General features: G+C 57.6%; 21 protein-coding genes and 2 tRNA genes. 9 read left to right on the top strand and 14 right to left on the bottom strand.

From position 1 onward, the window contains the following. Nucleotides 1–48: 48 nt before the first annotated feature. The 5 genes from clpX to L3X40_RS08605 all read right to left on the bottom strand — a co-directional run bounded on the left by clpX (nucleotide 49) and on the right by L3X40_RS08605 (nucleotide 4,975). Entirely contained in the window at nucleotides 49–1,314 is a 1,266-nt protein-coding gene (clpX, locus tag L3X40_RS08625) for an ATP-dependent Clp protease ATP-binding subunit ClpX (RefSeq protein WP_237365234.1), read from the bottom strand. Nucleotides 1,315–1,558: 244 nt separating this feature from the next. After that, entirely contained in the window at nucleotides 1,559–2,203 is a 645-nt protein-coding gene (locus L3X40_RS08620; RefSeq protein WP_237365233.1) for an ATP-dependent Clp protease proteolytic subunit, read from the bottom strand. A gap of 60 nt (nucleotides 2,204–2,263) precedes the next feature. Next, a complete protein-coding gene (locus tag L3X40_RS08615) occupies nucleotides 2,264–3,238 on the bottom strand; it encodes a glycosyltransferase family 2 protein (RefSeq protein WP_237365232.1) in 975 nt (324 codons plus the stop codon). A 2-nt stretch (nucleotides 3,239–3,240) separates the two neighbouring features. Beyond that, nucleotides 3,241–4,818 carry a trigger factor gene (gene tig / locus L3X40_RS08610; RefSeq protein WP_237365231.1) on the bottom strand — a complete coding sequence of 526 codons (1,578 nt, stop codon included), beginning with the start codon at nucleotides 4,816–4,818 and terminating at the stop codon, nucleotides 3,241–3,243. Between the two features lie 72 nt (nucleotides 4,819–4,890). Next, nucleotides 4,891–4,975, bottom strand: a tRNA-Leu gene (locus tag L3X40_RS08605). Nucleotides 4,976–5,092: 117 nt separating this feature from the next. On the opposite strand from L3X40_RS08605, the gene L3X40_RS08600 reads away from it, so the two are divergent. Beyond that, on the top strand, nucleotides 5,093–5,269 hold the full coding sequence (locus L3X40_RS08600; RefSeq protein WP_237365230.1) for a hypothetical protein: 177 nt from the start codon (nucleotides 5,093–5,095) through the stop codon (nucleotides 5,267–5,269). A 35-nt stretch (nucleotides 5,270–5,304) separates the two neighbouring features. Here L3X40_RS08600 and gatB read toward each other — a convergent pair whose 3' ends face one another. The 3 genes from gatB to gatC all read right to left on the bottom strand — a co-directional run bounded on the left by gatB (nucleotide 5,305) and on the right by gatC (nucleotide 8,951). Beyond that, nucleotides 5,305–6,807 (bottom strand): Asp-tRNA(Asn)/Glu-tRNA(Gln) amidotransferase subunit GatB, encoded by a 1,503-nt coding sequence (gatB, locus tag L3X40_RS08595; RefSeq protein ID WP_237365229.1) that lies wholly within the window; start codon nucleotides 6,805–6,807, stop codon nucleotides 5,305–5,307. 372 nt (nucleotides 6,808–7,179) lie between these two features. Then, nucleotides 7,180–8,664 carry an Asp-tRNA(Asn)/Glu-tRNA(Gln) amidotransferase subunit GatA gene (gene gatA / locus L3X40_RS08590; protein ID WP_237365280.1) on the bottom strand — a complete coding sequence of 495 codons (1,485 nt, stop codon included), beginning with the start codon at nucleotides 8,662–8,664 and terminating at the stop codon, nucleotides 7,180–7,182. Then, the gene (gene gatC / locus L3X40_RS08585) at nucleotides 8,664–8,951 is read right to left on the bottom strand and encodes an Asp-tRNA(Asn)/Glu-tRNA(Gln) amidotransferase subunit GatC (RefSeq protein WP_237365228.1); all 288 of its coding nucleotides are present in this window, start codon (nucleotides 8,949–8,951) and stop codon (nucleotides 8,664–8,666) included. The genes gatA and gatC overlap by 1 nt, the downstream gene beginning before the upstream one ends. Nucleotides 8,952–9,097: 146 nt before the next feature. Here gatC and L3X40_RS08580 point away from each other — a divergent pair, with 146 nt between their 5' ends. Together L3X40_RS08580 and ruvX are read left to right on the top strand one after the other, a co-directional pair. After that, nucleotides 9,098–10,204, top strand: coding sequence for a DUF3089 domain-containing protein (locus L3X40_RS08580; protein WP_237365227.1), 1,107 nt, complete (start codon nucleotides 9,098–9,100; stop codon nucleotides 10,202–10,204). Nucleotides 10,205–10,254: 50 nt separating this feature from the next. Beyond that, nucleotides 10,255–10,674 carry a Holliday junction resolvase RuvX gene (ruvX, locus tag L3X40_RS08575; protein ID WP_237365226.1) on the top strand — a complete coding sequence of 140 codons (420 nt, stop codon included), beginning with the start codon at nucleotides 10,255–10,257 and terminating at the stop codon, nucleotides 10,672–10,674. Here ruvX and nadB read toward each other — a convergent pair. Then, nucleotides 10,671–12,275 carry an L-aspartate oxidase gene (gene nadB / locus L3X40_RS08570; protein ID WP_237365225.1) on the bottom strand — a complete coding sequence of 535 codons (1,605 nt, stop codon included), beginning with the start codon at nucleotides 12,273–12,275 and terminating at the stop codon, nucleotides 10,671–10,673. The two genes, ruvX and nadB, sit on opposite strands and share 4 nt — an antisense overlap. A 99-nt stretch (nucleotides 12,276–12,374) precedes the next feature. Beyond that, nucleotides 12,375–13,310, bottom strand: a complete 936-nt coding sequence (locus tag L3X40_RS08565; RefSeq protein WP_237365224.1) for an ABC transporter ATP-binding protein — start codon at nucleotides 13,308–13,310, stop codon at nucleotides 12,375–12,377. A gap of 117 nt (nucleotides 13,311–13,427) precedes the next feature. Here L3X40_RS08565 and L3X40_RS08560 point away from each other — a divergent pair, with 117 nt between their 5' ends. The 6 genes from L3X40_RS08560 (at nucleotide 13,428) to L3X40_RS08535 (ending at nucleotide 17,963) form a co-directional block, all read left to right on the top strand. Beyond that, entirely contained in the window at nucleotides 13,428–13,658 is a 231-nt protein-coding gene (locus tag L3X40_RS08560) for a zinc-finger domain-containing protein (RefSeq protein WP_237365223.1), read from the top strand. An 18-nt stretch (nucleotides 13,659–13,676) separates the two neighbouring features. Continuing rightward, the gene (gene tldD / locus L3X40_RS08555; RefSeq protein WP_237365222.1) at nucleotides 13,677–15,119 is read left to right on the top strand and encodes a metalloprotease TldD; all 1,443 of its coding nucleotides are present in this window, start codon (nucleotides 13,677–13,679) and stop codon (nucleotides 15,117–15,119) included. A gap of 20 nt (nucleotides 15,120–15,139) precedes the next feature. After that, a complete protein-coding gene (locus tag L3X40_RS08550) occupies nucleotides 15,140–15,694 on the top strand; it encodes a pyridoxamine 5'-phosphate oxidase family protein (protein ID WP_237365221.1) in 555 nt (184 codons plus the stop codon). Nucleotides 15,695–15,991: 297 nt separating this feature from the next. After that, on the top strand, nucleotides 15,992–16,330 hold the full coding sequence (locus L3X40_RS08545; protein ID WP_237365220.1) for a P-II family nitrogen regulator: 339 nt from the start codon (nucleotides 15,992–15,994) through the stop codon (nucleotides 16,328–16,330). Nucleotides 16,331–16,345: 15 nt separating this feature from the next. Further along, nucleotides 16,346–17,671 carry an ammonium transporter gene (locus L3X40_RS08540; protein ID WP_237365279.1) on the top strand — a complete coding sequence of 442 codons (1,326 nt, stop codon included), beginning with the start codon at nucleotides 16,346–16,348 and terminating at the stop codon, nucleotides 17,669–17,671. Between the two features lie 217 nt (nucleotides 17,672–17,888). Further along, nucleotides 17,889–17,963, top strand: a tRNA-Glu gene (locus tag L3X40_RS08535). A 202-nt stretch (nucleotides 17,964–18,165) separates the two neighbouring features. Here L3X40_RS08535 and L3X40_RS08530 read toward each other — a convergent pair. The 4 genes from L3X40_RS08530 to L3X40_RS08515 all read right to left on the bottom strand — a co-directional run bounded on the left by L3X40_RS08530 (nucleotide 18,166) and on the right by L3X40_RS08515 (nucleotide 22,190). Next, nucleotides 18,166–19,329 carry an Arm DNA-binding domain-containing protein gene (locus tag L3X40_RS08530; protein ID WP_237365219.1) on the bottom strand — a complete coding sequence of 388 codons (1,164 nt, stop codon included), beginning with the start codon at nucleotides 19,327–19,329 and terminating at the stop codon, nucleotides 18,166–18,168. Continuing rightward, a complete protein-coding gene (locus tag L3X40_RS08525) occupies nucleotides 19,290–19,493 on the bottom strand; it encodes an excisionase (RefSeq protein ID WP_142634030.1) in 204 nt (67 codons plus the stop codon). Before L3X40_RS08525 ends, L3X40_RS08530 begins: the two co-directional genes overlap by 40 nt. Nucleotides 19,494–19,936: 443 nt before the next feature. Beyond that, complete coding sequence (locus tag L3X40_RS08520) at nucleotides 19,937–21,028, bottom strand: transposase (RefSeq protein ID WP_237365218.1); 1,092 nt, start codon at nucleotides 21,026–21,028, stop codon at nucleotides 19,937–19,939. 745 nt (nucleotides 21,029–21,773) lie between these two features. Beyond that, nucleotides 21,774–22,190 carry a helix-turn-helix domain-containing protein gene (locus L3X40_RS08515; protein ID WP_237365217.1) on the bottom strand — a complete coding sequence of 139 codons (417 nt, stop codon included), beginning with the start codon at nucleotides 22,188–22,190 and terminating at the stop codon, nucleotides 21,774–21,776. Between the last annotated feature and the right edge of the window lie 195 nt (nucleotides 22,191–22,385).

Raw genomic sequence — 22,385 nt, 5'->3', positions numbered from 1 at the left:
GGCCCGCATCAATAGACACGGACCATAATCAACGCCTCATAATGCAGTTCAGGCGGCGTCGCCCGTTTTTCTACGCTCGCTGAAGACCCGCACAGGTTCCTTGCGGCCATCGACCACATCCTTGTCGATCACGACCTCACCTACCCCCTGCATGGAGGGCAGATCGAACATCGTATCCAGCAGGATCGCTTCCAGAATGGAGCGCAACCCACGCGCGCCCGTCTTGCGTTCGATCGCGCGCTTGGCGATGGAAACCAGCGCATCATCGGTGAATGTCAGATCGACATCTTCCATGTCGAACAGCTTCTTATACTGTTTGACCAAAGCATTTTTCGGTTCGGCCAGAATCTTGACCAGAGCCTCGTTATCGAGATCCTCCAATGTCGCAATGACTGGAAGACGACCGACAAATTCAGGAATCAGGCCGAATTTCAGCAAATCTTCTGGTTCACATGACCGCAAAAGCTCGCCCGTGCGGCGCTCGTCCGGCGCAGCAACGTGCGCGCCAAAGCCGATGGATTTGGCTTCCAGCCGGTCTCCGATAATCTTTTCCAGACCAGCGAACGCACCGCCACAGATGAAAAGGATATTGGTCGTATCGACCTGCAAGAATTCCTGCTGCGGATGCTTGCGCCCACCCTGCGGCGGGACGCTGGCGGTGGTGCCCTCCATCAGCTTCAGCAAAGCCTGCTGCACACCCTCACCCGATACGTCGCGGGTGATGGAGGGGTTTTCCGCCTTGCGGCTGATCTTGTCGATTTCGTCGATGTAGACGATCCCCCGCTGCGCCTTTTCGACATTATAGTCGCTGGCCTGCAACAGCTTCAGGATGATGTTCTCAACATCCTCCCCAACATAGCCCGCTTCTGTCAGCGTAGTCGCGTCCGCCATGGTGAAGGGCACATCGAACGTCTTGGCCAGTGTCTGGGCCAGCAGCGTCTTGCCGCACCCTGTCGGGCCGACAAGCAGGATGTTCGATTTGGCCAGCTCGACTTCACCCGACTTGGTGCCGTGATTCAATCGCTTGTAATGATTATGCACGGCAACCGACAGCACACGCTTGGCACGCTGCTGGCCAATGACATAATCGTCAAGGACATCACAGATTTCCAGCGGTGTTGGCACACCGCCATCTTTTTTACCGACAAGTCCGCCCTTGGTTTCTTCGCGGATAATGTCGTTGCACAATTCAACGCATTCATCGCAAATGAAGACGGTCGGCCCTGCAATCAGCTTGCGCACCTCATGCTGCGACTTTCCACAAAAGCTGCAGTACAGGGTGCTTTTCGAATCAGAGCCCGTCAATTTTGTCATCTTACCTTCCCTGTGCCTAAACCCGTAGGCACATATGCATTCGGCATGTTAAGCCGCATCCCCCACATCAAACAATGGCAATTTTTCTTTAGGGCGCGGTGTAAAAGGGTAACCTGTCATATTCATCGCTGCAAACACGTTAACGCCTTTTTTCCGATATTTTTCCGTCAAAACGCGAGATGACAAGCAAGAGCACATCCTCCGCACCTGACTTCACGCCAAAAAAGATCAGCTACGCTGCAACTCAACTCCCGCTCTTGTCCGAATCTTCAGAGGCTAAAGGACGCTTGTCATACACCTCGTCGACCAAACCAAATGTCTTGGCTTCTTCTGCCTCCAGAAAGGTATCGCGATCCATCGCGGCTTCGATTTTTTCCAGCGTCTGTCCGGTATAGCTTGCATAAAGCCCATTCATCCGGCTGCGGATGCGCAGGATTTCCTTGGCCTGGATTTCGATGTCCGACGCCATGCCCTGCGCCCCGCCGGATGGCTGATGCACCATGATCCGCGCATTCGTCATGGCTATGCGCTTGCCCGGTTCGCCTGACGCAAGCAGGAAGCTGCCCATGGACGCGGCCTGACCGATGCAGACGGTTCCCACCTGCGGCCGGATATATTTCATGGTGTCGTGGATGGCCATGCCTGCGGTCACAACACCGCCCGGCGAATTGATGTACATCCAGATGTCCTTTTTCGGATTTTCCGATTCCAGGAACAGAAGCTGGGCAACAATGATCGAGGCCATCTGATCTTCGACGCCGCCAGTCACAAACACGATCCGTTCGCGCAACAGCCGCGAAAATATGTCGAAACTACGCTCACCACGATTCGATTGTTCGATAACGATGGGGACAAGGCTGCTTACTGGATCAGGAAATCTATCGTGCATGAGACTCTTTCTTCTCTTTATCGATGTACCGCCCCTACATCGGGGCAAATCGTCAAGGCTTCAAGGGGCTAGATCAGCAGGAGCGCTAAAAGCAAGATAGGCAAGCCGCCGCGTCTCCCGCCTGCCGCGCACTACGGTGTCCAATATCAGACCGCACATTCCGTTAAGGACGGCGATAATCATCAGGCCGGTAGCCAGAATCGCGGTCGGAAACCGCGGCACCAGTCCGGTTTCCAGATATGTCACAAACAAGGGCGCAGCCAATATCAATGCAACAAGCACCAGCCCTCCGCCAATCGCGCCAAAAAACCAGATCGGCTGCTCCACCCGGAACAGAGTGAAGATCGTCCGCAATATCCGCCATCCGTCACGCACCGTATTCAGCTTGCTCACCGAACCGTCAGGACGCGCGGCATAGGCGATAGCGCGCTCTGCCACGGGCATCCGCAGTTCCAGGGCGTGTACGCTCATCTCCGTTTCGATTTCGAATCCAGAGGAAAGCACGGGAAAACTCTTCACAAAGCGGCGAGAAAAGACACGGTATCCGGATAAAATGTCCGTAAAGCTGCGACCAAACAGGTAACGAAGCAGGCCGGTCAACAACCTGTTGCCCAACCGATGCCCCGGCCGATAGGCCGCATTCACTTCCGATTTGCGCGCGCCGACAACCATGTCCAGATTGTCCGCCAGCATATCGGTTATCATGGCAGGCGCGGCAGACGCATCATAGGTCGCATCTCCATCGGCCATGATATAGATGTCAGCGTCGACATCGGCGAACATGCGGCGCACGACATGCCCCTTACCCTGTTGTCGCACACGACGCACAATGGCGCCTGCGCGGGCCGCTATTTCGCGTGATCCGTCGATGCTGTTATTGTCATAGACATAAATTTTCGCGGTCGGCAGAGCCTTGGCAAATGCTTCGATCGTCTGCGCGATCGCTTGTGCTTCATTATAACAAGGCAACAGCACCGCGATACGCAAGGCTGGGGGCAGCAATGCTGCGTCCTTCACTGCCCCCCGCACTGTCATATTTATTCGGGATCAGCAGCTTTTTTGGCGGCTGACTTTTTCGCTGGCGCTTTCTTTGCGGCGGGCTTTTCTTCGTCTTCCGCCTTGGCTGCTGCAGCTTTCTTGGCCGGAGCCTTCTTCGCAGGTGCCGGAGCTTCTACTTTCTCTTCAGCGGCAGCCGCTTTCTTGGCTGGTTTTTTGGCAGCGGTCTTTTTTGCCTTGGGCTTTTCTTCATGATCATGGCCGCAATCAGGACCATGGACATGTTCGCCATCTTCAGCCTCTATCGCGGCCTCCAGTTCCTCACGGCTTACCGCGCGCTCCGAAATCTCTGCCTTTTCGAACAGGAAATCGACGACTTTGTCTTCATAAAGCGGTGCGCGAAGCTGGGCAGCGGCCATGGGTTCCTGCTGCACATATTGCATGAAGCGTTCGCGATCCTTGGGATTATACTGCTGTGCGGCTTCCATGATCAAACGGTTCATTTCGGCCTGACTGACTTCAATGCCATTGGCTTGGCCAATTTCGGATAGCAACAGGCCCAGACGAACACGACGGATGGCGATGGCGTGATATTCGTCGCGATCCTTCTCCATCTCGGCCTTGGCGGCTTCGGGATCGTCCTCATGGCCAGCTTCATGCTCAAGCTGTTTCCATATCTGGTTGAATTCCGCTTCCACCATGCTGGGAGGCACGTCAAAGTCGTGCGAAGCCGCCAACTGGTCGAGCAATTTACGCTTCATGAAGGTGCGCGTCAGGCCATTATGCTCCTGCTCGATCTGCCCCTTCAGCAAACCGCGAAGCTGCTCCATGCTTTCCAGCCCAAGCGATTTGGCGAATTCATCATCGGGCGCGCCTTCCGCCTTAACCTTGACCTCTGTAATCTTGAGGTCGAACGTCGCAGCCTTGCCCTTCAGATTTTCGGCATTGTAGTCGTCGGGGAATGTGACTTCGATGGTCTTGTCTTCGCCCGCCTTGACGCCGACAAGCTGGTCTTCAAAACCGGGGATGAGATTGCCAGAGCCGATGACGACGGCCATGCCTTCACCCGTGCCGCCATCAAAGGCAACGCCATCGACCTTGCCGACGAAATCCATGACGACCTGATCGCCCTCTTTCGCCTTATGGCCTTCGGGTGCGGCGTCAAAACGCTGCTGCTGGGATGCGATACGTTCAACCGCCTCGTCAACCTGCTCATCCTTGACGTCAACAGTCAGGCGTTCGAGCGTCAGGCCTTCAATCGAAGGCGCCGGCACTTCGGGCAACACTTCGAGCGCGACCTTGACTTCAGCATCCTTGCCCAGCTCATAATCTTCGCCCAGTTCAACCGAAGGCTGCATCGCGAGACGCAGTTTCTTTTCGGCCAACAGCTTTTGCACGCCTTCCTGAATCGAGCTGCTCAACGCATCGCGCTGCAAGGCTTCGCCGTGCATCTTGCGGACCAGATTGGCCGGAACCTTTCCGGGACGAAAACCGGGCATACGCACCTGCGGCGCCATGCTTTTCACTTCCTTGTCGACGCGGGCGTCGATGTCCTTGGCAGTGATGGTCAGGGTGTAGGCGCGCTTCAGGCCCTCGTTCAACGTTTCGACAGTCTGCATGTTTTCTACTCTAACGCCTTCTAAAGCTGGAATTTCGTCGGCTATGCCAATGCGGGTGCCTGGCATTTTTACTGGTGCGGGCGAAGGGACTTGAACCCCCACATCTTTCGATACCAGAACCTAAATCTGGCGCGTCTACCAGTTTCGCCACGCCCGCATCGGTCGCCGGTCGGCGCGGCATAGAGCAGATGGCCACGAAGGGCAAGTACATGGTCGCATAAGCCGTGGAACCTCTACGCAGGACACACGTAAGTGTTCCGACAGGAGATGACATATGGCTACCCAACCCGAAGTTCCGCCGCCCGACACGATCGAACCCCAATCGCCACCGGAAAGCCCGCCCGCCAGCCCGCCGAACGAGGACCCGATGTACGAACCACCTGAAATCATACCGGAAAAGCCTGATTTTGATCAACCGGACAGGGGTCCGAAAGAAATACCACCGGGTTGAAACGATACGCCGCCCCTAAATGCGAACTCGCATTTTCAGGCCAGTGCCTTCTTCAACAGCTCGTTCACGACCTTCGGGTTGGCCTTGCCGCCCATGGCCTTCATCGTCTGACCGACGAAAAAGCCGAACAGGGCCTCCTTGCCTCCGCGATATTGTTCGACCTTGTCCGCATTGGCGGTGAGGATACCTGCAATGACTTCGTCAATCGCGCCAGTGTCCGATGTCTGCTTCAACCCCTTTTCCTCGACAATTTTTTCAGGGCTGTCGCCGGTTTCGAGCATGATCTCGAAAACCTGCTTGGCGAGTGTCCCCGAAAGCGTGCCGTCAGCCACCAGAGCCAGCAATTCCGCGCCATGTTCGGGGCCGACCGGGCTGTCATCCAATGTCTTGCCTAACCGATTGAGCGCCCCGAACAGTTCGGAAAGCAGCCAGTTGGCCGAAGCTTTGGCGACTTCAGCCTCACTCTTTTTCTGGATACGCGCGCCTTCGGCCAGTAATGCCTCGAACCAGCGGGCGGTCTCGGCTTCGGCGGTCAGGACGGCCGCATTGTAGGACGACAGGCCCAATGCGCTTTCATAGCGCCGACGCTTGGCATCGGGCAGTTCAGGCAGTGAGCGCTGGCATTCCTCCAGAAAGGCGTCGTCGAGTTCCAGCGGCAACAGGTCCGGGTCGGGGAAATAGCGGTAATCATGCGCGTCTTCTTTCGACCGCATCGACCGGGTTTCATTCTTGTCCGGGTCGAACAGACGCGTTTCCTGCACGATCTTGCCACCCGATTCGATCACATCGACCTGACGATTGGCTTCATGTTCAATGACTTGCATGACGAAGCGGACACTGTTCACATTCTTCGTTTCGGTCCGAGTGCCCAATTCGCCACCGGGCTTGCGCACCGACACATTGACGTCCGCGCGCATGGAGCCTTCCTCCATATTGCCGTCGCATGATCCCACATAGCGTAGAATCGTGCGCAGCTTGCGCAGATAGGCCCCGGCTTCCGTTGGCGAGCGCATATCGGGCCGCGATACGATTTCCATCAGCGCGACGCCGCAGCGATTGAGATCGACATAGGAGCGTGTCGGATGCTGGTCATGCATCAACTTGCCCGCATCCTGCTCCACATGGATGCGTTCTATGCCGATGGTTTTGGTAGCAGAGTCCGGGTCCTTCTCGTCCAGCGTCACCTCAATCTCGCCCTCGCCTACAATGGGGTGATAGAGCTGCGAAATCTGGTAGCCCTGCGGCAAGTCGGCATAGAAATAATTCTTCCGGTCGAACCGCGACCATTTATTGATGACCGCATTGATCGCCATGCCGGTCCGCACCGCCTGACGAATGCATTCGCGGTTCGGCACGGGCAACATGCCGGGCATCGCTGCATCGATCAGGCTGACCTGCGTATTGGGTTCCGCGCCAAATTCCGTCGCCGCGCCGGAAAACAGCTTGGCGTGCGAGGTGATCTGCGCATGGACCTCAAGGCCGATCACGACCTCCCAATCGCCGGTTGCGCCCTGGATTCTGTATGTGGACTCAGTCATTGGTCATAGTCTCAAATATCTTGGTAGGAAACTGGAAGAAAACCGAACAAAAAACCCAGCCTCCAATCAATCCTCCTGCCAACCAAAAATTTTTCACCAGTGTACCCACGAAAAAAATCGCGCAAATCGATAAGAGTACCAAATTTATCAAAGACCATAATTTATCAAATTTTGAGTAGCTTATAGAATGATATAAAAACGACAGTACAAGTATGCAGACAAATACGATTGGAGCAGTATACCATTCATCATCGAGTTTTGCAGCTCTCACACCGATAAACCCACTAATCATAGTTAATGAAATTAAAGCAAAGCTCGACCGAAGGTCAGAATTCACCTTCGACAAAAAATCCTTCAAATCCTCATCCAATTTTACCACCACTGGTCGGGTCGCGCCGTGAAACCCGCACGTTCCTCTATCGCCAGACCCGCATTCAGCACGCCCTGTTCGTCCAACGGCTTGCCGATGATCTGCAGACCCAGCGGCAGGCCCTGAGAATCAAGGCCGCCCGGAACCGACATGGCAGGCAGGCCAGCCAGCGAGGCAGGCACAGTGAACACGTCGTTCAAATACATCGCCAGCGGATCGGCCTGCTTTTCGCCCAGCGCAAACGCGGCACTCGGCGCGGTCGGGGTGAGCAGCAGGTCACACTTTTCCCATGCCTGTTCGAAATCCCGGGCGATCAGCGTCCGGACCTTCTGCGCCTGCGTATAATAGGCGTCGTAGAAACCGGCGGAAAGCACATAGGTGCCGATCATGATGCGGCGTTTGACCTCTGGCCCGAATCCTGCGGCACGGGTGGCGGCGTACATGTCTTGCAACCCCGCCCCTTCAGGCAGGTCACGCAATCCATAACGCACGCCGTCATAGCGTGCGAGGTTGGACGATGCCTCCGCAGGCGCGATGATATAATAAGTGGGCAGCGCGTAACGGGTATGCGGCAGGGAAACATCAACGATTTCCGCGCCCGCATCCTTCATCCATGCAACGCCCTGTTGCCAGAGCGCTTCGATTTCGGCTGGCATGCCTTCAACACGATATTCGGTAGGGATGCCGATCCGCTTGCCCTTCAGATTGCTGGAAAGTCCCTCTTCCCATTTCGGCACCGGCAGGTCGAGCGAGGTCGCGTCGCGCGGGTCGAAACCCGCCATATTTTCCAACATGATCGCGCAATCGCGCACGTCGCGCGCCATTGGTCCGGCCTGATCCAGCGAACTGGCAAACGCCACGATGCCCCAGCGCGAGCAACGGCCATAGGTCGGCTTGATCCCGGAAATGCCCGTAAAGGCCGCAGGCTGGCGAATCGATCCGCCGGTGTCGGTGCCCGTTGCCGCGGGACACAACCGCGCCGCAATCGCTGCCGAACTGCCACCCGAAGAACCACCGGGCGCCAGATCGGCATTGCCGCCGTCGCTACGCCGCCAGGGCGAAATCACATTGCCGAAATAGCTGGTTTCGTTGGATGACCCCATAGCGAACTGGTCCAGGTTCATCTTGCCCAGCATCCCCGCTCCTGCCTCAAACAAATGGCGGGAAACAGTGGATTCATAGGTCGGCGTAAACCCTTCCAATATATGGCTGGCCGCCGTGGTCTGCACGCCCTGCGTACAGAACAGGTCCTTCATGCCGATGGGCACCCCCGAAAGCGGCAGCAGCTTGTCGTCGCTGCGCGCCTTGTCGGCGGCATCGGCAGCCGCAAGCGCGTGATCAGGCGTTTCGATGATGAATGCGTTCAAAGCCTTGGCAGCGGCTACATTGGCGTTGAACGCCTGCGCCACTTCGCGCGCGGTGAATTCGCCCTTGCGGAAACCATCACGGATTCCCGCGACGGTAAGATCGGTCAGATTCCCGGTCATCATTCGATCACCTTCGGCACCGCAAAAAAGCCATGTTCGGCCTGTGGGGCATTAGCCAGCACTTTTTCCCGGACATTACCGTCCGTCACCACATCATCGCGCAGGCGTGTCTGATTGGGAATAACAGCCGTCATCGGCTCTATGCCGGTGACGTCCACCTCCCCCAATTGTTCCACCCAGCCAAGGATGTTGTTGAGTTCGGGCACCAATGCATCGGCTTCGGCATCATTGATTGCGATGCGGGCCAGACTGGCGATTTTCTTGACGGTTGCATGATCGACTGACATGGCTCGCCGCTAGCACCGCATAAGCGCCGCTTCAAGCGGCTTCAGCCCAAAGTCTTCCGCGCTGTTGCATTGAACGCACTCAACATGCACAGAAACGAAATTGCTCCCAGGCGAATTATGTTGCACTGCACCATTGGAGAGCCGCTTTGGCCCGAAAATTCCTCTATATAATTGCGACACTGATTATGCTCGCCGTTACCACCGCCTTTATATACCGGATCTGGGGACAGCAGCTCATTACAGCGGCGATGGTCCCGTCCGTGGCCTATACAGAGCCAAAGCCACTGGGCACGGGTGCTTATGTAAAAAAATCAATGTGGTATGCGCGACCTGACATCAGCCGCGATAACCCAGCTCTGTGGACGCCAAAGGGCATAGCCGCCAATCACGACGGTCAAGCCGCCATATTCTTCATTCATCCGACTTCTTACCGGGAACGGACTCACTGGAACGCCCCGCTGAATGATGAGGAGTCGGCCTATTACGCCAAATTGTTCATCAAGGGGCAAGCGAGTGCCTTTAACGGTGCGGGCGCGGTCTGGGCGCCACGTTACCGACAGGCGACTTTCGGTGCTTTTCTGACCCCTAAAAGCGCTGCGCAAAAGGCAATAGACGCGGCCTATCGCGATGTGGCGTCGGCCTTCGCCTATTTTCTGTCGCAAAACCCGGTCGGCCCCATTATCCTGGCCGCACATAGCCAGGGATCGCTACATCTCATGCGGTTACTGCGGGACGAGGTGGCCGGAACACCTCTGGCCCGGCGAATCGTTGCCGCCTACATCGTCGGCTGGCCGGTATCGATACAAACCGATTTGCCCGCGCTCGGCTTGCCCGCCTGCACCGGAAAGGATCAGGCCAATTGCATCCTTGGCTGGCAAAGCTTCGCTGAACCTGCCGACACGTCGATGGTTCGGAATGTTTATGATAGCGGCACAGGCCTGACCGGACACCCGCGCAAGGGCACACGGATGCTATGCACCAATCCGCTGACCGGCGCGCCCGATAGCGCCGCCGCCGCGCGTAAAAACCTGGGGACGCTCGGCCTTGCCGATGCGATGAATCAGATGGCGCTGATACTAGGCGCCGTTTCGGCACGCTGTGATAGACAGGGATTTCTGTTGATCGGCCAGCCGCCTGAACTGGGCCCCTTCGTGCTTCCCGGTAATAATTACCATGTCTATGATTATGGCTTGTTCTGGGCCAATGTCCGGGCGGACGCGAACGAAAGGCTGAAGATATTTCTGATGCACTGATTACGGCTGACCGCAATCAGTTCCGCGCCGCGCTGCCCATGGGCGGGCGGATGATCGGGCTGGATGTCGGCACGAAAACCATTGGCCTTGCGCTGTGCGATGCGGGCTGGTCCATTGCCAGCCCCGCACACACCATAGCGCGGACGAAATTCACCAAGGACAAGGCGATACTGGCCAGATTCATCACCGAACAACTGGTAAAGGGCATTGTCATCGGCCTGCCCTTCAATCTGGATGGCAGTGAATCGCCACGAAGCCAGTCGAGCCGCGCTTTCGCCCGCAATATCGCCGACCTTGGCCTGCCCATATTGCTATGGGACGAACGCTGGTCAACGCAAGCTGTCACCCGCACGCTGATCGATGCCGACGCCAGCCGCGCGCGACGTAGCGAGCTGGTCGACAAACTGGCCGCCAGCTACATTCTGCAAGGCGCGATCGACGCGCTTTGCGGAGAATTCTCAATCTATTAGGGTATCAGAACGGTATCGCGCGCGAGCGGCAGCATGTCGGGATAATCGAGCACATAATGCAGGCCCCGACTTTCCTTGCGGTAAAGCGCTGACCGCACGATCAGGCGCGCGACTTCCAACAAGTTGCGTAATTCGATGAGATCCGGCGTAACACGGAAATTGCCGTAATATTCATCAACCTCCTGCGCGAGCAGATTCACGCGATGATGGGCACGTTCCAACCGCTTGGTGGTGCGCACAATGCCAACATAGTCCCACATGAAACGCCGGATTTCTGCCCAATTGTGCTTGACGATGACTTCCTCGTCGCTGTCGGTGACCCGGCTTTCATCCCATGGCCGGATAGGCGGCGGCGGTGGCAGGCTGTCCCAGTTTGCGTCAATATGCCGTGCCGCAGCTTCACCAAAGACGAAGCATTCCAGCAAAGAATTGGACGCCAGGCGATTGGCGCCGTGCAGGCCGCTCTCACTCACTTCGCCCGCCGCATAAAGGCCCGGCAGGTCCGTGCAGCCATTAAGGTCGATGATCACACCGCCGCAGGTATAATGCTGGGCGGGAACGACCGGAATCGGTTCCTTCGTTATGTCGATATCGAGGTCCAGCAACCGCGCATAAATAGTAGGGAAATGTTCCTTGATGAACTCGGGCGGCTTGTGGCTGATGTCGAGGTGGACATAGTCGAGGCCCAGCCGCTTGATTTCGTGGTCGATTGCCCGCGCCACCACATCACGGGGCGCAAGTTCGCCGCGCTTGTCATGCCGGTCCATGAAGCGTTTGCCGCCGCCCGGAACGCCGGGGGGCAGCTTCAATAGGCCGCCCTCACCCCGCATCGCTTCAGTTATCAGGAAGTTTTTGACCTCCAGATTATAAAGACAGGTTGGATGAAACTGGTTCATTTCCATATTGGAAACACGGCATCCCGCACGCCAGGCCATGGCGATGCCATCCCCGGTCGCTCCCCGCGGCGCAGTGGAAAACAGATAGGTCCGCCCTGCCCCGCCGGTCGCCAATATGGTGGCCCGCCCGGCAAAGGCATCGACATGACCGGTTGCCTTGTTGAAGGCATAGACGCCCCAGACATGGCCATCGCCCGAATATTTCTCGGCATTACGGCTGGTGATAAGGTCAATGGCAACCATGTCGGGCATCAGCGTTATGTTGGGGTTGGCCTCTGCCGCGCGAGTCAACGCCGCCTGCACCGCTGCGCCGGTCGCGTCATCCACATGCACAATGCGCCGATGGCTATGGCCGCCTTCCTGCGTCAGATGCCAACGCTCACCAAAATCCGCGCCTGCGTTGAATGGGACGCCCAGCGTTGCCAGTCGATCGATTGCGCCGGGTGCATTGGATACGACGAATTCCACTGTCTCTCGATTGTTGAGGCCTGCGCCTGCGATCATCGTATCGTGGACATGGCTTTCAAACGTATCGCCGGCATCCAGAACAGCCGCAATGCCACCCTGCGCCCAACTGGTCGAACCACCATTGATCGCGCCCTTGGCAAGGACCAGCACGCTTTTATCCTGAGCCAGGTTTATCGCGGCCGTAAGCCCTGCGGCGCCAGAACCGATGATGACAACATCGTAAATCTCGGTGGGCATGCTCTCTATCTTATCCAATAGTCCCAGGCGAAATCGAGGGACGTGCAAAAAACGCCACACCGCCGGGTCTCCGCCCGATCGGCACGACCGATGTAAAGACTATGCGGCTTGTCGCGTCAAATGAAGGAATACATCCTCCAGATCAGGTTCCCGCGTCGAAACATCGACAATGCCCAATCCTTCCTTCTGCACAGCCGCCAGCACATCGCCTGCATTCGCCTCAGCCTTGAGATAGGTGATCGTCAGGACACGCGCCGCAGTCAGTTCAATCTTTTCAAAGCAGGACGCGACCGGCACTTCCTCCAGATCGCGGTCAACTGTCACCTCGACCACCTTTTCCTGCGCCATGTTGACCAGTTCGCGCGTGGGTTTGTTAGCGATCAGACGACCATGGTTGATGATGGCAATGCGATCGCACAGTTCCTCCGCCTCTTCCAGATAATGCGTAGTCAGAACAATGGTAACGCCCTGCTCGTTCAATTGGCGGACATAGGCCCATAGCTGTTGCCGCAATTCGATATCCACACCGGCGGTCGGTTCGTCCAGAACCAGAATTGGCGGCGAATGAACCATGGCCTTTGCAACCAGCAGCCGACGTTTCATCCCACCCGACAGCGTGCGGGCATAGGCGTTGGCCTTGTCCTCCAGATGAACTGCGCGCAATAATTCCATCGTCCGGCGCCGTGATTTGGGCACGCCATAAAAGCCCGCCTGATTCTCCAGCGTTTCAAACGGTGTGAAAAATGGATCGAAGACGATTTCCTGCGGCACCACGCCAATGCTGTTTTTCGCATTGCGCGGGTTTTGCGTGATGTCGAAACCCCATATCCGGGCCGTGCCGCCTGTTTTATTGACCATGCCGGAAAGAATATTGATCAGCGTCGATTTGCCCGCCCCATTGGGACCCAGCAGGCCCATAATCTGCCCACGGGGCACATTCAGCATGATATTATCGAGGGCCTGTTTACCGCCGGCATAGACCTTGGACAAACCCTCGATTTCGATGGCGTTCTGAGTAGCGTTCTCTTGAGTCATGCGGCGGCTAATAGCGCTCCTGCCTTTAGAGGCAAAGCAAACTATGGTTTAGCAGGACCAGAGATCTATCACTCCTTTTATTGCACCGCGGAAAAAGCGGTGATAAGGCCCGCTTCCATGATCCAGCCGCCCGAAATCGTCCGTACATCCAAAACGCGCGTATCCTGCGATGGCGCGTCTGACATTTCAGGCGCAGCCGCCGCACTGGGCCATCCGCGCGTCTTTCTGGAAATTGACGAAAAAGGCTATGTGGAATGCGGCTATTGCGACCGTCGCTTCGTCCTGATCGGGGGGCCTGCCGACAATTTGCCGCAGCAGGACGAAGATGAGGGTGCACAAGCGGCCTGACTTGCCTATATCGGCATCATGACCGATACATCATCCGAAATTCACGACGTCCGCAAGTTCCTGTACCGCGAAGGCGCCCTCGACCCCGAGGGCGCCCAGCGCCTGACACATGAAGCGCTCAAAAATTGCGATGACGGTGAACTATATCTGCAATATCGCGCGAATGAGAGCTTTGGCTTCGATGATGGGCGATTGAAAACCGCTGACTACAGCACAGATGCAGGCTTTGGCCTTCGGGGCATATCCGGCGAAATGACCGGCTTTTCACACGCCAATGACATCAGCGAGGCAGCCATCCGCCGGGCCGCGGAAACGCTGACCCTGCTCGACCCCGCAAAAACCCCGCCAGCGCCTCCGCCAAAACGCACCAACCGACATCTTTATACCGACGCCAATCCGCTTGAGCTGGTGCCATTCGCCAAAAAGGTGGCATTGTGTGAACAGATCAACACCATCGCCCGCGAACGCGATCCTCGTGTAGCGCAAGTTTCGGTCAGCCTGGCCGGAAGCTGGAGCGTCATCGACATCATCCGCGCAGATGGCTTTACCGCCAACGATATTCGCCCGCTGGTGCGCTTGAACGTCTCCGTCATTCTTGAAGAAAACGGGCGGCGTGAAAGCGGCGTATTCGGCATGGGCGGACGCTATCTTTATGATGATTTGTTCAAACCGGAAAACTGGAACCGCGCCATTGACGAGGCGATCGCTCAGGCAAGTGTCAACCTGCGCTCTGTCGCCGCGCCTGCGGGTGAAATGACCGTCCTTCTGGGCCCTGGCTGGCCCGGCGTGTTATTGCATGAAGCCATCGGCCATGGGCTGGAAGGTGACTTCAATCGCAAGGGCACGTCTGCGTTTTCCGGACGCATCGGCCAACGCGTCGCCGCGCCAGGTGTTACCGTGGTCGATGATGGCAGCATCATGAACCGACGCGGCTCGCTGTCCATCGATGACGAAGGCACGCCCACGCAGGAAAACATCCTGATCGAGGACGGCATTCTCAAAAACTATATGCAGGACCGTCTCAATGCACGGCTGATGGGCGTCGCGCCCACCGGCAACGGTCGCCGTGAAAGCTTTGCCCATGCGCCCATGCCGCGCATGACCAACACATTCATGCGCGGCGGCAACGATGACCCTGCCGAACTTCTATCCCGCGTCAAAAAAGGCATTTTCGCCAAAAGCTTCGGCGGAGGACAGGTCGACATCGTGTCCGGGAAATTCGTCTTTTCCTGTACAGAGGCTTACCGGATAGAAAACGGCAGGCTTGGCGATCCCATCAAGGGTGCAACCCTGATCGGCGATGGCCCCACAGCACTGACCAAAGTCATCGGCATCGGCAATGACATGGCACTCGATGAAGGCATCGGCGTATGTGGCAAGGGCGGACAATCTGTCCCCGCAGGCGTTGGCCAGCCGACTTTACTGTTGGAAGGCCTGGTCGTAGGTGGCACGGCAGCGTGAACGGAATTGGTGGATAGTATATGGCTGATTTTTTTACCGAAATATCCGATGCTCACCGCAGCTTCATCGCAAAGCAGCCCGTGTTCTTTGTCGCTACCGCGGCCGCTGACGCGCGCATTAATCTCAGCCCCAAAGGCATGGACAGCTTTCGCATCCTCTCTCCTCATTCCGTCGCGTATCTCGATGTCGGCGGATCAGGCAACGAGACCCAGGCCCATCTCAACGCCGACGGACGCATCACCATCATGTTCTGTGCCTTCGACCAACCGCCGCTCATCATGCGCTTGTATGGCCATGGCCGCTCGGTGATGCCGCAGGATACAGAATGGGACGTGCTCGCGCCGCATTTCGATATCCTTCCCGGAACCCGCCAGATTTTTGTCATCGTGGTCGATTCATTACAGACGTCCTGTGGTTGGGGTGTGCCATTCATGCAGTTCGAGCGGGAACGGGAAACGCTCATGAAATTCCATGCCCAGAATGAGACTGCAGAGCGTCTTGCCAAAATATCCAAGCGCACAACGAGCATCGATGGCTTGCCCGTCCGCCAACAGGACCGCTTTCCGGCCCGCTGACATAGTTCGGGATTGCCTAAAAAACAGGCAGATTAATCGCGCTGCACAAAATTTTGGCGTCGGATACTCTCCGGGCAGAGCAAAGCGCGCTTTAACGCTTGCTGAGAGTGCGATGATTTTAGGTTCGCTCACTTCCGTTCGTCCCGAGCGAAGTCGAGGGACGTTGGCCGGATGCGAATGTATCTCGACTTCGCTCGACACGAACGGAGGACAGAAATTCAACCTAATCTTATCACGCTCCAGATTCTGGCACAGCTCTTGCACCCGTTAGAGGGCACACCAGAATAAGGGGGCGAAATGAAACTAGTCATAGCGATCATCAAGCCGTTCAAACTGGACGACGTCCGCGAAGCGCTGTCTTCGTTGGGGGTCGCCGGGATGACGGTCAGCGAAGTCAAGGGCTTCGGACGTCAGAAAGGACAAACGGAAATCTATCGCGGTGCCGAATACAGCACCAACATGGTTCCAAAAATCAAGATCGAAGTAGTTTGCGACGACGACCTCGCGCCGCGCGTGGTGGAAGCAGCACAGCAAGCTGCCAACAGCGGCGCCATCGGCGATGGCAAGATTTTTGTTCTGGATGTCGGTCAGGCCGTGCGTATCCGTACAGGCGAAACCGGCGAAACCGCGCTTTAAGAAAAAGGGGGAATGATGACTATTTCCAAGAAAATCTTGGGCGGGGTGGGTGCGCTTGGCGTATCCCTGCTGACCGCCATGCCCGCCTGGGCACAGGAAGCCGCTGCGGCCGCGCCGGTGCCCAATCCGGGCAACAACGCCTGGATGATGACGGCGACCATTTTGGTACTTCTGATGATTCTGCCGGGCCTCGCACTTTTTTACGGCGGCCTTACCCGTTCGAAGAACATGCTCGCCACCATGACACAAATCGGGGCGGCAGCTTGTCTCGCCATGCTGATCTGGGTCATGTACGGCTATGGTCTGGCCTTTGGCCCTGAAGGCAATGCATTCTTCTCCTGGGGCAAGTGGTTCCTGTCTGGCGTGACAAGCGACAGCACGGCCGCAACCTTCTCTGATGAGGTCATTTCCGAATATGTGTTCATCTGCTTCCAGATGACCTTTGCCGCCATTACGGCTGCTCTGGTTCTCGGTGCGGTTGTTGAACGCATGAAGTTTTCGGCGGTAATGGTCTTCACCGCAGTCTGGTTGACCATCGTTTACTTCCCCATTGCTCACATGGTTTGGGCAGGCGGCGGCCTTTTATTCGAAATGGGCGCACTGGATTTTGCTGGCGGCACTGTCGTTCACATTAACGCCGGTGTTTCGGCTCTGGTGGCCTGTTTGATCCTTGGCAAGCGTCATGGCTATCCCAAGGAACCGATGCCGCCACATAGCATGACACTGACCATGGTCGGCACTGGCATGCTGTGGGTTGGCTGGTTCGGCTTCAATGCCGGTTCAGAACTGGAAGCAGACGGCACCGCCGGTCTTGCAATGATCAATACTTTCGTTGCTACCGCTTCGGCAGGTCTGTTCTGGATGTTGGCGGAACGTATCAGCGGCCACAAGGGTTCGGCTTTGGGTTTCTGTTCCGGCATCATCGCTGGTCTGGTCGCGGTCACGCCGGCTGCCGGCAATTCCGGCCCATTCGGTGCTATCATTCTTGGCGCCGTCGCTTCAGTCGTATGCTTCTATGCCGTATCGGTTCTCAAGCCAAAGCTTGGCTATGACGACTCACTGGATGCTTTTGGCATTCACGGTATTGGCGGCATGATCGGCGCCATCGGCACTGGTATTGTTTATCAACCATTTTTTGGTGGACCTGGCGATGGTTCGACGGCAATGGGTGCTCAGGTGTGGATTCAGATTCAGGCCGTGCTCGTTTCGATCGCCTGGGCCGCAGTGGGCACTGTGATCGCTATCCTGATTGCAAAGGCTGTCACTGGCCTGCGCGTCAGCCCGGAAGTCGAGCAGGAAGGCCTCGACCTGGGAGAACATGGCGAACGCGCCTACAATTGATGAGTTTGGGAGGGCGGTCCGTCACGGCGAGCCGCCCACCACAAGATGTTCCTCCTGCGAACACACTGGGGTCGGTGCGAAAGCATCGGCCCCTTTTTTTACCGTGGGCCATTACACGTCACCATGGGCAGTGGCCTGCCCCAAAACTCGCATTCGTTCAGCACTCAGCTTGAAATCAATCACAAGCCTCTATAGAGGCTGCAAAACCGCACCACGCGGCCCCTTCGTCTAGCGGTTAGGACGCGGCCCTCTCACGGCTGAAACACGGGTTCGATTCCCGTAGGGGTCACCAATTAAGTGCTTCATAAATATGGATTTTATCCAGAGATTTGCAAAAAGGTGGCCCATTAGGTGGTCCATTTGCGAATCTCGACCCTCGAATCTTGCATGATCGGGCCGCCTGTTGGACGGCTTTTCAGGTTGGTGAATCGAGAAACGGCATCGCAAATGCCGCGCGATCTCGTCGGGGCCGCACAAGCACTGGCAGCGCTGCTTTAAAATGCCGCTTTGGACGGTCCCGCGTCGCCGTAGATCTGGTTGAGCTTGGCGGCCTCGCGACCAAAGTCGCCATGGTCGATCCATTTCGAGTAATGCCTGAACAGCATCGCCGCGCTTCTGTGGCCGAGTTGCCGGGCGATATAGGCCGGGTTCACGCCGCCCATCAGCGCGGTCGTCGCATAGGTATGGCGTGTCTGATAGGCATCGCGGCTGCGGATGCCGAGCGCGCGTAGCGTCGGGTGGAAATAGAGCTTCCGCTGGTCCTGGACGTCCGGCCACGGCGTATTGGTGACCGGGTTGATGAAGATCGGCGAATCCAGACCGCGCGTGAAGCTGTGCGCCTTCTGGCGTTGCAGCACGGCCATCATGCGCGGAGTGAGATCGATGTCCCGCACGGTTCGCGTCTTGGTCGACTTCTCGACGGCGCGGACCCGGGCACGCTCGATCCGGATTGTCTGGCGTTTCCAGTCGACGTCGCGCCACTGGACGACGATCTGCTCGCTGGGCCGCATGCCGGTGCCGAAAGCAAACTCGTACCAGTTCCAGACCTGCTCGTCATAATGGTCGCGCATATAGGCGAGGATCTGCTCGGTCTCCTCGCGGTCGAACGGGTCGGGTTCGCGCTTCTGGTGCTTCTGGCTCTTGATCCGATCGAGCGGCGAGCGTTCGAGCAGCTCGTCATCGACGGCCAGTTCGAAGATGCCGCGCAGGGGGATCATGTTGTTGTTGATCGTCTTGCCGCTGACCACATTCGCGCGGTCCGCGATGATCTTCTTGATCTCGCTCGGCTTGATGGTCTTGAGGTTCCGTTCTCCGAAAGCCGGCGACCAGACCTTGTTGATGGCCGACACATAGTCCGACATGGTCGATTTCTCGACCACGAGGGTTTCGAGCCATTGGTTCGCGTAGGTGGTGAAGCCTCCGGCAATCTTCCGGTCGGCCTTGCCGCTCTCTTTTTTCGGGAAGGTGGCTTCGTAGTCGAAGACGCCGAGGTCGATTTCCTGATGGACGCGCGCCATCAGGCGCTCCGCTGCCTTGATGTTGGCGGCCGTGGGTTCGAGGTTGAGGGTCTCGCGATAGCGCTTGCCGTTCCAGCGGAAGCGGACGCGAATGGAGTGCTTCAGCGGCTCGATACCGGAGCCTGGCCGTTTTCTACCCATTTCTGGTAGCCTTCGAGATCTATGCAGAGGCTGCCATCCGGGGCGCGGCGATATTCGCGGCCGTGGATCCACACGCCGTCGGCGATCTTTCGGTAGATCGCTTTCTCGGTGTAGCCCGTGAGCTCGGCGAAGCGCTTGATGCGCACATAGCGCGCGCCCGTCATGGCAGTTCTGCGGTTGAGGAAAGGGAGCCGCGGACAGCCTGCCGCCCGCTGCTTCCGCTTCCCTCCCTCTCCCTTCTCTTTCGGCCGGTTTGGGATGATCGGACTGTCACGCGCACATTGCGCGCGGGGGTTCGCCGAAGCCGATCATGTGGATGTGCATGGGAATAGCGCATGGATTGCTACCCTGTGGGCAACGCAGGCAGGCCATGACGCGCAGGCAATCTAGCATTTCCGGGTCAGCGTCCAAAGGACCAAGATCGCGCTTTCCGGCAATCAGATGCCGCATCTGGGGCCGCCGCAGTCATCAATGAGACGCCTCGAAGAACCGTGTGATTTTGGCGTGATTTGGTCGCGACGGTAATGGCAGGCGCAATAGTGTTGTTCGATTGGTGGATTTTCGCCTGATTTTGCGGTTTCGCCAGGCGTTCGGTCCCCTTTCGACCTTACGCGGGCGCAGTTCTCCCTTCGTGCCAGACAAGACGTTTGAAGCTGTAGGCTAGGTTGGCCATGCCGATTTTCATCCTTGCGCGCTCAATGCCGATGGTACGGATGAACAGGGCCATCCGCGATTTCTGCGCGGCGAACACATGCTCGATCGCAGAGCGCACTTTCGAGCGAGCGGCGTTGGCACGCTGGTGGCGCCGGTCCATCGGCTTGCCCTTGGGTTTGCGGAAATGGATCATCGATTTGAGCTTGGCGCGGCGGATCGCGGCCTCGTTTTTTGCAGAACGATACGCCGTGTCGGCCCAGACCGATCGGGCGATATTTTCGGTGTCGAGCACATCCCCGAACGCGCCACTGTCGTGCCGTGCCGCGTGGGTGACCATCCATTTGCGGATGAAGCCGAAGGTGCGGTCGATCCCGGCGTGGTTCTTGTAACCGAACATCGGCACCATGATCTGCGATGGCGGCGTTGCGCTCACCTTGCCGGCCTCGCTGCGCTTGAGGCTCCCGCGCTTCATCGTCCAGCGCGCGTCGATGTCCCTCTGCGCGGCCTTGGCGGGCTCGTCCGGCCAAATCTCGTCCGCCGTCTTGCCTTCCTTGATCAAGGCCTTTTCCTCGTCGGTCAGATGCTGGCGCGGCGCGGCAATCACCGTCGCATCGATGATCTGTCCGCCCTGCGCCAGATAGCCGACCGCCTTCAGCCGCGCATCGAACAGCGCGAACAGCTTCTCGATCGCACGGGCCTGCACCAGGTGCTCGCCGAACAGCCAGATTGTCTTGGCATCGGGGCTCGGCGCGTTTGGGGCCAGCCCCAGGAACCGCATGAACGAGAGCCGGTCGCGGATCTGGAACTCCGCCTGATCGTCCGACAGATTGTACAAAGCCTGCAGGACAAGGACCTTGAACATCAGCACCGGGTCATATGGCGGCCTGCCACCCTTCGAGCCATCCGACCGCTTCAGCGCCTTCTCCAGACGGTAGCGAAACGGTTCGAAATCGACGACATTGGCCAACGTCACCAACGGATCGCCGCCCTTCGTCAGCCGTGTCAGATGCTCCTCATAGTCCCAAAACCCTGCCTGCCGCGCCATCGCCGCCTCCGCTCATCGCAAAGCAAATGAATCACGACACCCTGCCATCCGCCAGAGGTTTTTAGAGGCGTCCATATTTCGCGGCATAGCCCTCGCGGTCGATCCTGCGAAACTTCCGCCCGTTCTGCTTCACGACGCCGCCTTGCCAACCCGGCGATCGATCACGCACATAATAGGCCGTCGAACATGCCCGTGAACACAGCATCTCGTCGGAACGCCGCGCAGTGAACGGCTCGCCGCAGTTGAGGCATGTCTTGGTGACGCGTCGCGATCGGCGATACTCATTCAGGCAGGCAGTAGAGCAGAACCGCTGTGATGCATCTCTGGCGGAAGCGTCAAACGGCTTTCCGCAGTTGGCGCAGGATACACGCCTTGCCTGTGACCACCCGTGATGGGCGCGGACGCATTCACGCGAACAATATTTCGCAGCGTGGCTTCCACTCGCATTTTGCCCGGCAGGGATTTCGGATGTCTTTCCGCAATGGAGGCAGGACTTTTCCCGGAGAGATGTCGGCAAACGCCGGGCCAGCCCCGCGCATTTTCGTGAGCAGAATTTTTGGTTTACCCTGTGCGCTGTGTACAGCTTTTCGCAGACCCGACAGATCTGGCCGGAAACAGACGGCATCCAGTGACCACCGGGTGAATAGTGCGGATGGCTCATGGGCATTCATCCCTTCACGCTTGCGCTGGAGAGACGATGGGCCGCCAGGAGCCGGAGCGCCGCACTTCGGGACGCTTGCGGGTTTCATATCTGGCCGCTCTCATCGCCGCGCCGCCATTGGGGTGAGAGATCCTGCTTGAGCGCGGTGAGCACCGAATCCGATATCATCTCGATGCACTTGCGCTCGATGGCGGGCAGATCGCCGTAGATGAGCTGACGCGGGAACCGCATGCGCTGACCCGCAAAGAGGATCGAGAAGGCGATATGTCCCGTCGGCATGCCGAGGCTGAGCGTGGCCTTCAGATGATCCTCCAGCTTCGTGCCCGGCGCCCCGGCCTCGATCTCGCGCATCCAGCGCGGGCTACCGCCCATGTTGGCGGCAAGCTCTATTTGCGTGATGCCGCGCAGGTTCCGCTCGTGCCTGATCCGCTCGCCGGAGAGCAGCTTGATCTCCCTGAAGATCGACGTGTCGACGGCGGCAAATTTATCGTCGGACTCCATGGTCTCATCCTCCGCGGCAACGCCTCCTGGCGCGATGGATCGCCCGAAAGATCTAATTAGCCCCGATAGTCGTCCGCAATAATTGATGCTGATGATTTTAGAGGAAGCTATCTGCCGAATGTCAACGTCGGGGTAAAATTGTGCAAGATTCCGGTGTAAAACTGTACCAGTTGGATTGAACAAAAAGCCTCAGAT

This window comes from Rhizorhapis sp. SPR117 (genome assembly GCF_021742065.1).
Note: the sequence above shows the minus strand (reverse complement) of the source record. Positions and strands in the feature narration are given on the sequence as shown.

Coding starts and splice junctions, on each gene's coding strand:
- clpX (WP_237365234.1), bottom strand. CDS start 1,314: ATGACAAAATTGACGGGCTCTGATTCGAAAAGCACCCTGTACTGCAGC.
- L3X40_RS08620 (WP_237365233.1), bottom strand. CDS start 2,203: ATGCACGATAGATTTCCTGATCCAGTAAGCAGCCTTGTCCCCATCGTT.
- L3X40_RS08615 (WP_237365232.1), bottom strand. CDS start 3,238: ATGACAGTGCGGGGGGCAGTGAAGGACGCAGCATTGCTGCCCCCAGCC.
- tig (WP_237365231.1), bottom strand. CDS start 4,818: ATGCAGACTGTCGAAACGTTGAACGAGGGCCTGAAGCGCGCCTACACC.
- L3X40_RS08600 (WP_237365230.1), top strand. CDS start 5,093: ATGGCTACCCAACCCGAAGTTCCGCCGCCCGACACGATCGAACCCCAA.
- gatB (WP_237365229.1), bottom strand. CDS start 6,807: ATGACTGAGTCCACATACAGAATCCAGGGCGCAACCGGCGATTGGGAG.
- gatA (WP_237365280.1), bottom strand. CDS start 8,664: ATGACCGGGAATCTGACCGATCTTACCGTCGCGGGAATCCGTGATGGT.
- gatC (WP_237365228.1), bottom strand. CDS start 8,951: ATGTCAGTCGATCATGCAACCGTCAAGAAAATCGCCAGTCTGGCCCGC.
- ruvX (WP_237365226.1), top strand. CDS start 10,255: ATGATCGGGCTGGATGTCGGCACGAAAACCATTGGCCTTGCGCTGTGC.
- nadB (WP_237365225.1), bottom strand. CDS start 12,275: ATGCCCACCGAGATTTACGATGTTGTCATCATCGGTTCTGGCGCCGCA.
- L3X40_RS08565 (WP_237365224.1), bottom strand. CDS start 13,310: ATGACTCAAGAGAACGCTACTCAGAACGCCATCGAAATCGAGGGTTTG.
- L3X40_RS08560 (WP_237365223.1), top strand. CDS start 13,428: ATGATCCAGCCGCCCGAAATCGTCCGTACATCCAAAACGCGCGTATCC.
- tldD (WP_237365222.1), top strand. CDS start 13,677: ATGACCGATACATCATCCGAAATTCACGACGTCCGCAAGTTCCTGTAC.
- L3X40_RS08550 (WP_237365221.1), top strand. CDS start 15,140: ATGGCTGATTTTTTTACCGAAATATCCGATGCTCACCGCAGCTTCATC.
- L3X40_RS08545 (WP_237365220.1), top strand. CDS start 15,992: ATGAAACTAGTCATAGCGATCATCAAGCCGTTCAAACTGGACGACGTC.
- L3X40_RS08540 (WP_237365279.1), top strand. CDS start 16,346: ATGACTATTTCCAAGAAAATCTTGGGCGGGGTGGGTGCGCTTGGCGTA.
- L3X40_RS08530 (WP_237365219.1), bottom strand. CDS start 19,329: ATGGGTAGAAAACGGCCAGGCTCCGGTATCGAGCCGCTGAAGCACTCC.
- L3X40_RS08525 (WP_142634030.1), bottom strand. CDS start 19,493: ATGACGGGCGCGCGCTATGTGCGCATCAAGCGCTTCGCCGAGCTCACG.
- L3X40_RS08520 (WP_237365218.1), bottom strand. CDS start 21,028: ATGGCGCGGCAGGCAGGGTTTTGGGACTATGAGGAGCATCTGACACGG.
- L3X40_RS08515 (WP_237365217.1), bottom strand. CDS start 22,190: ATGGAGTCCGACGATAAATTTGCCGCCGTCGACACGTCGATCTTCAGG.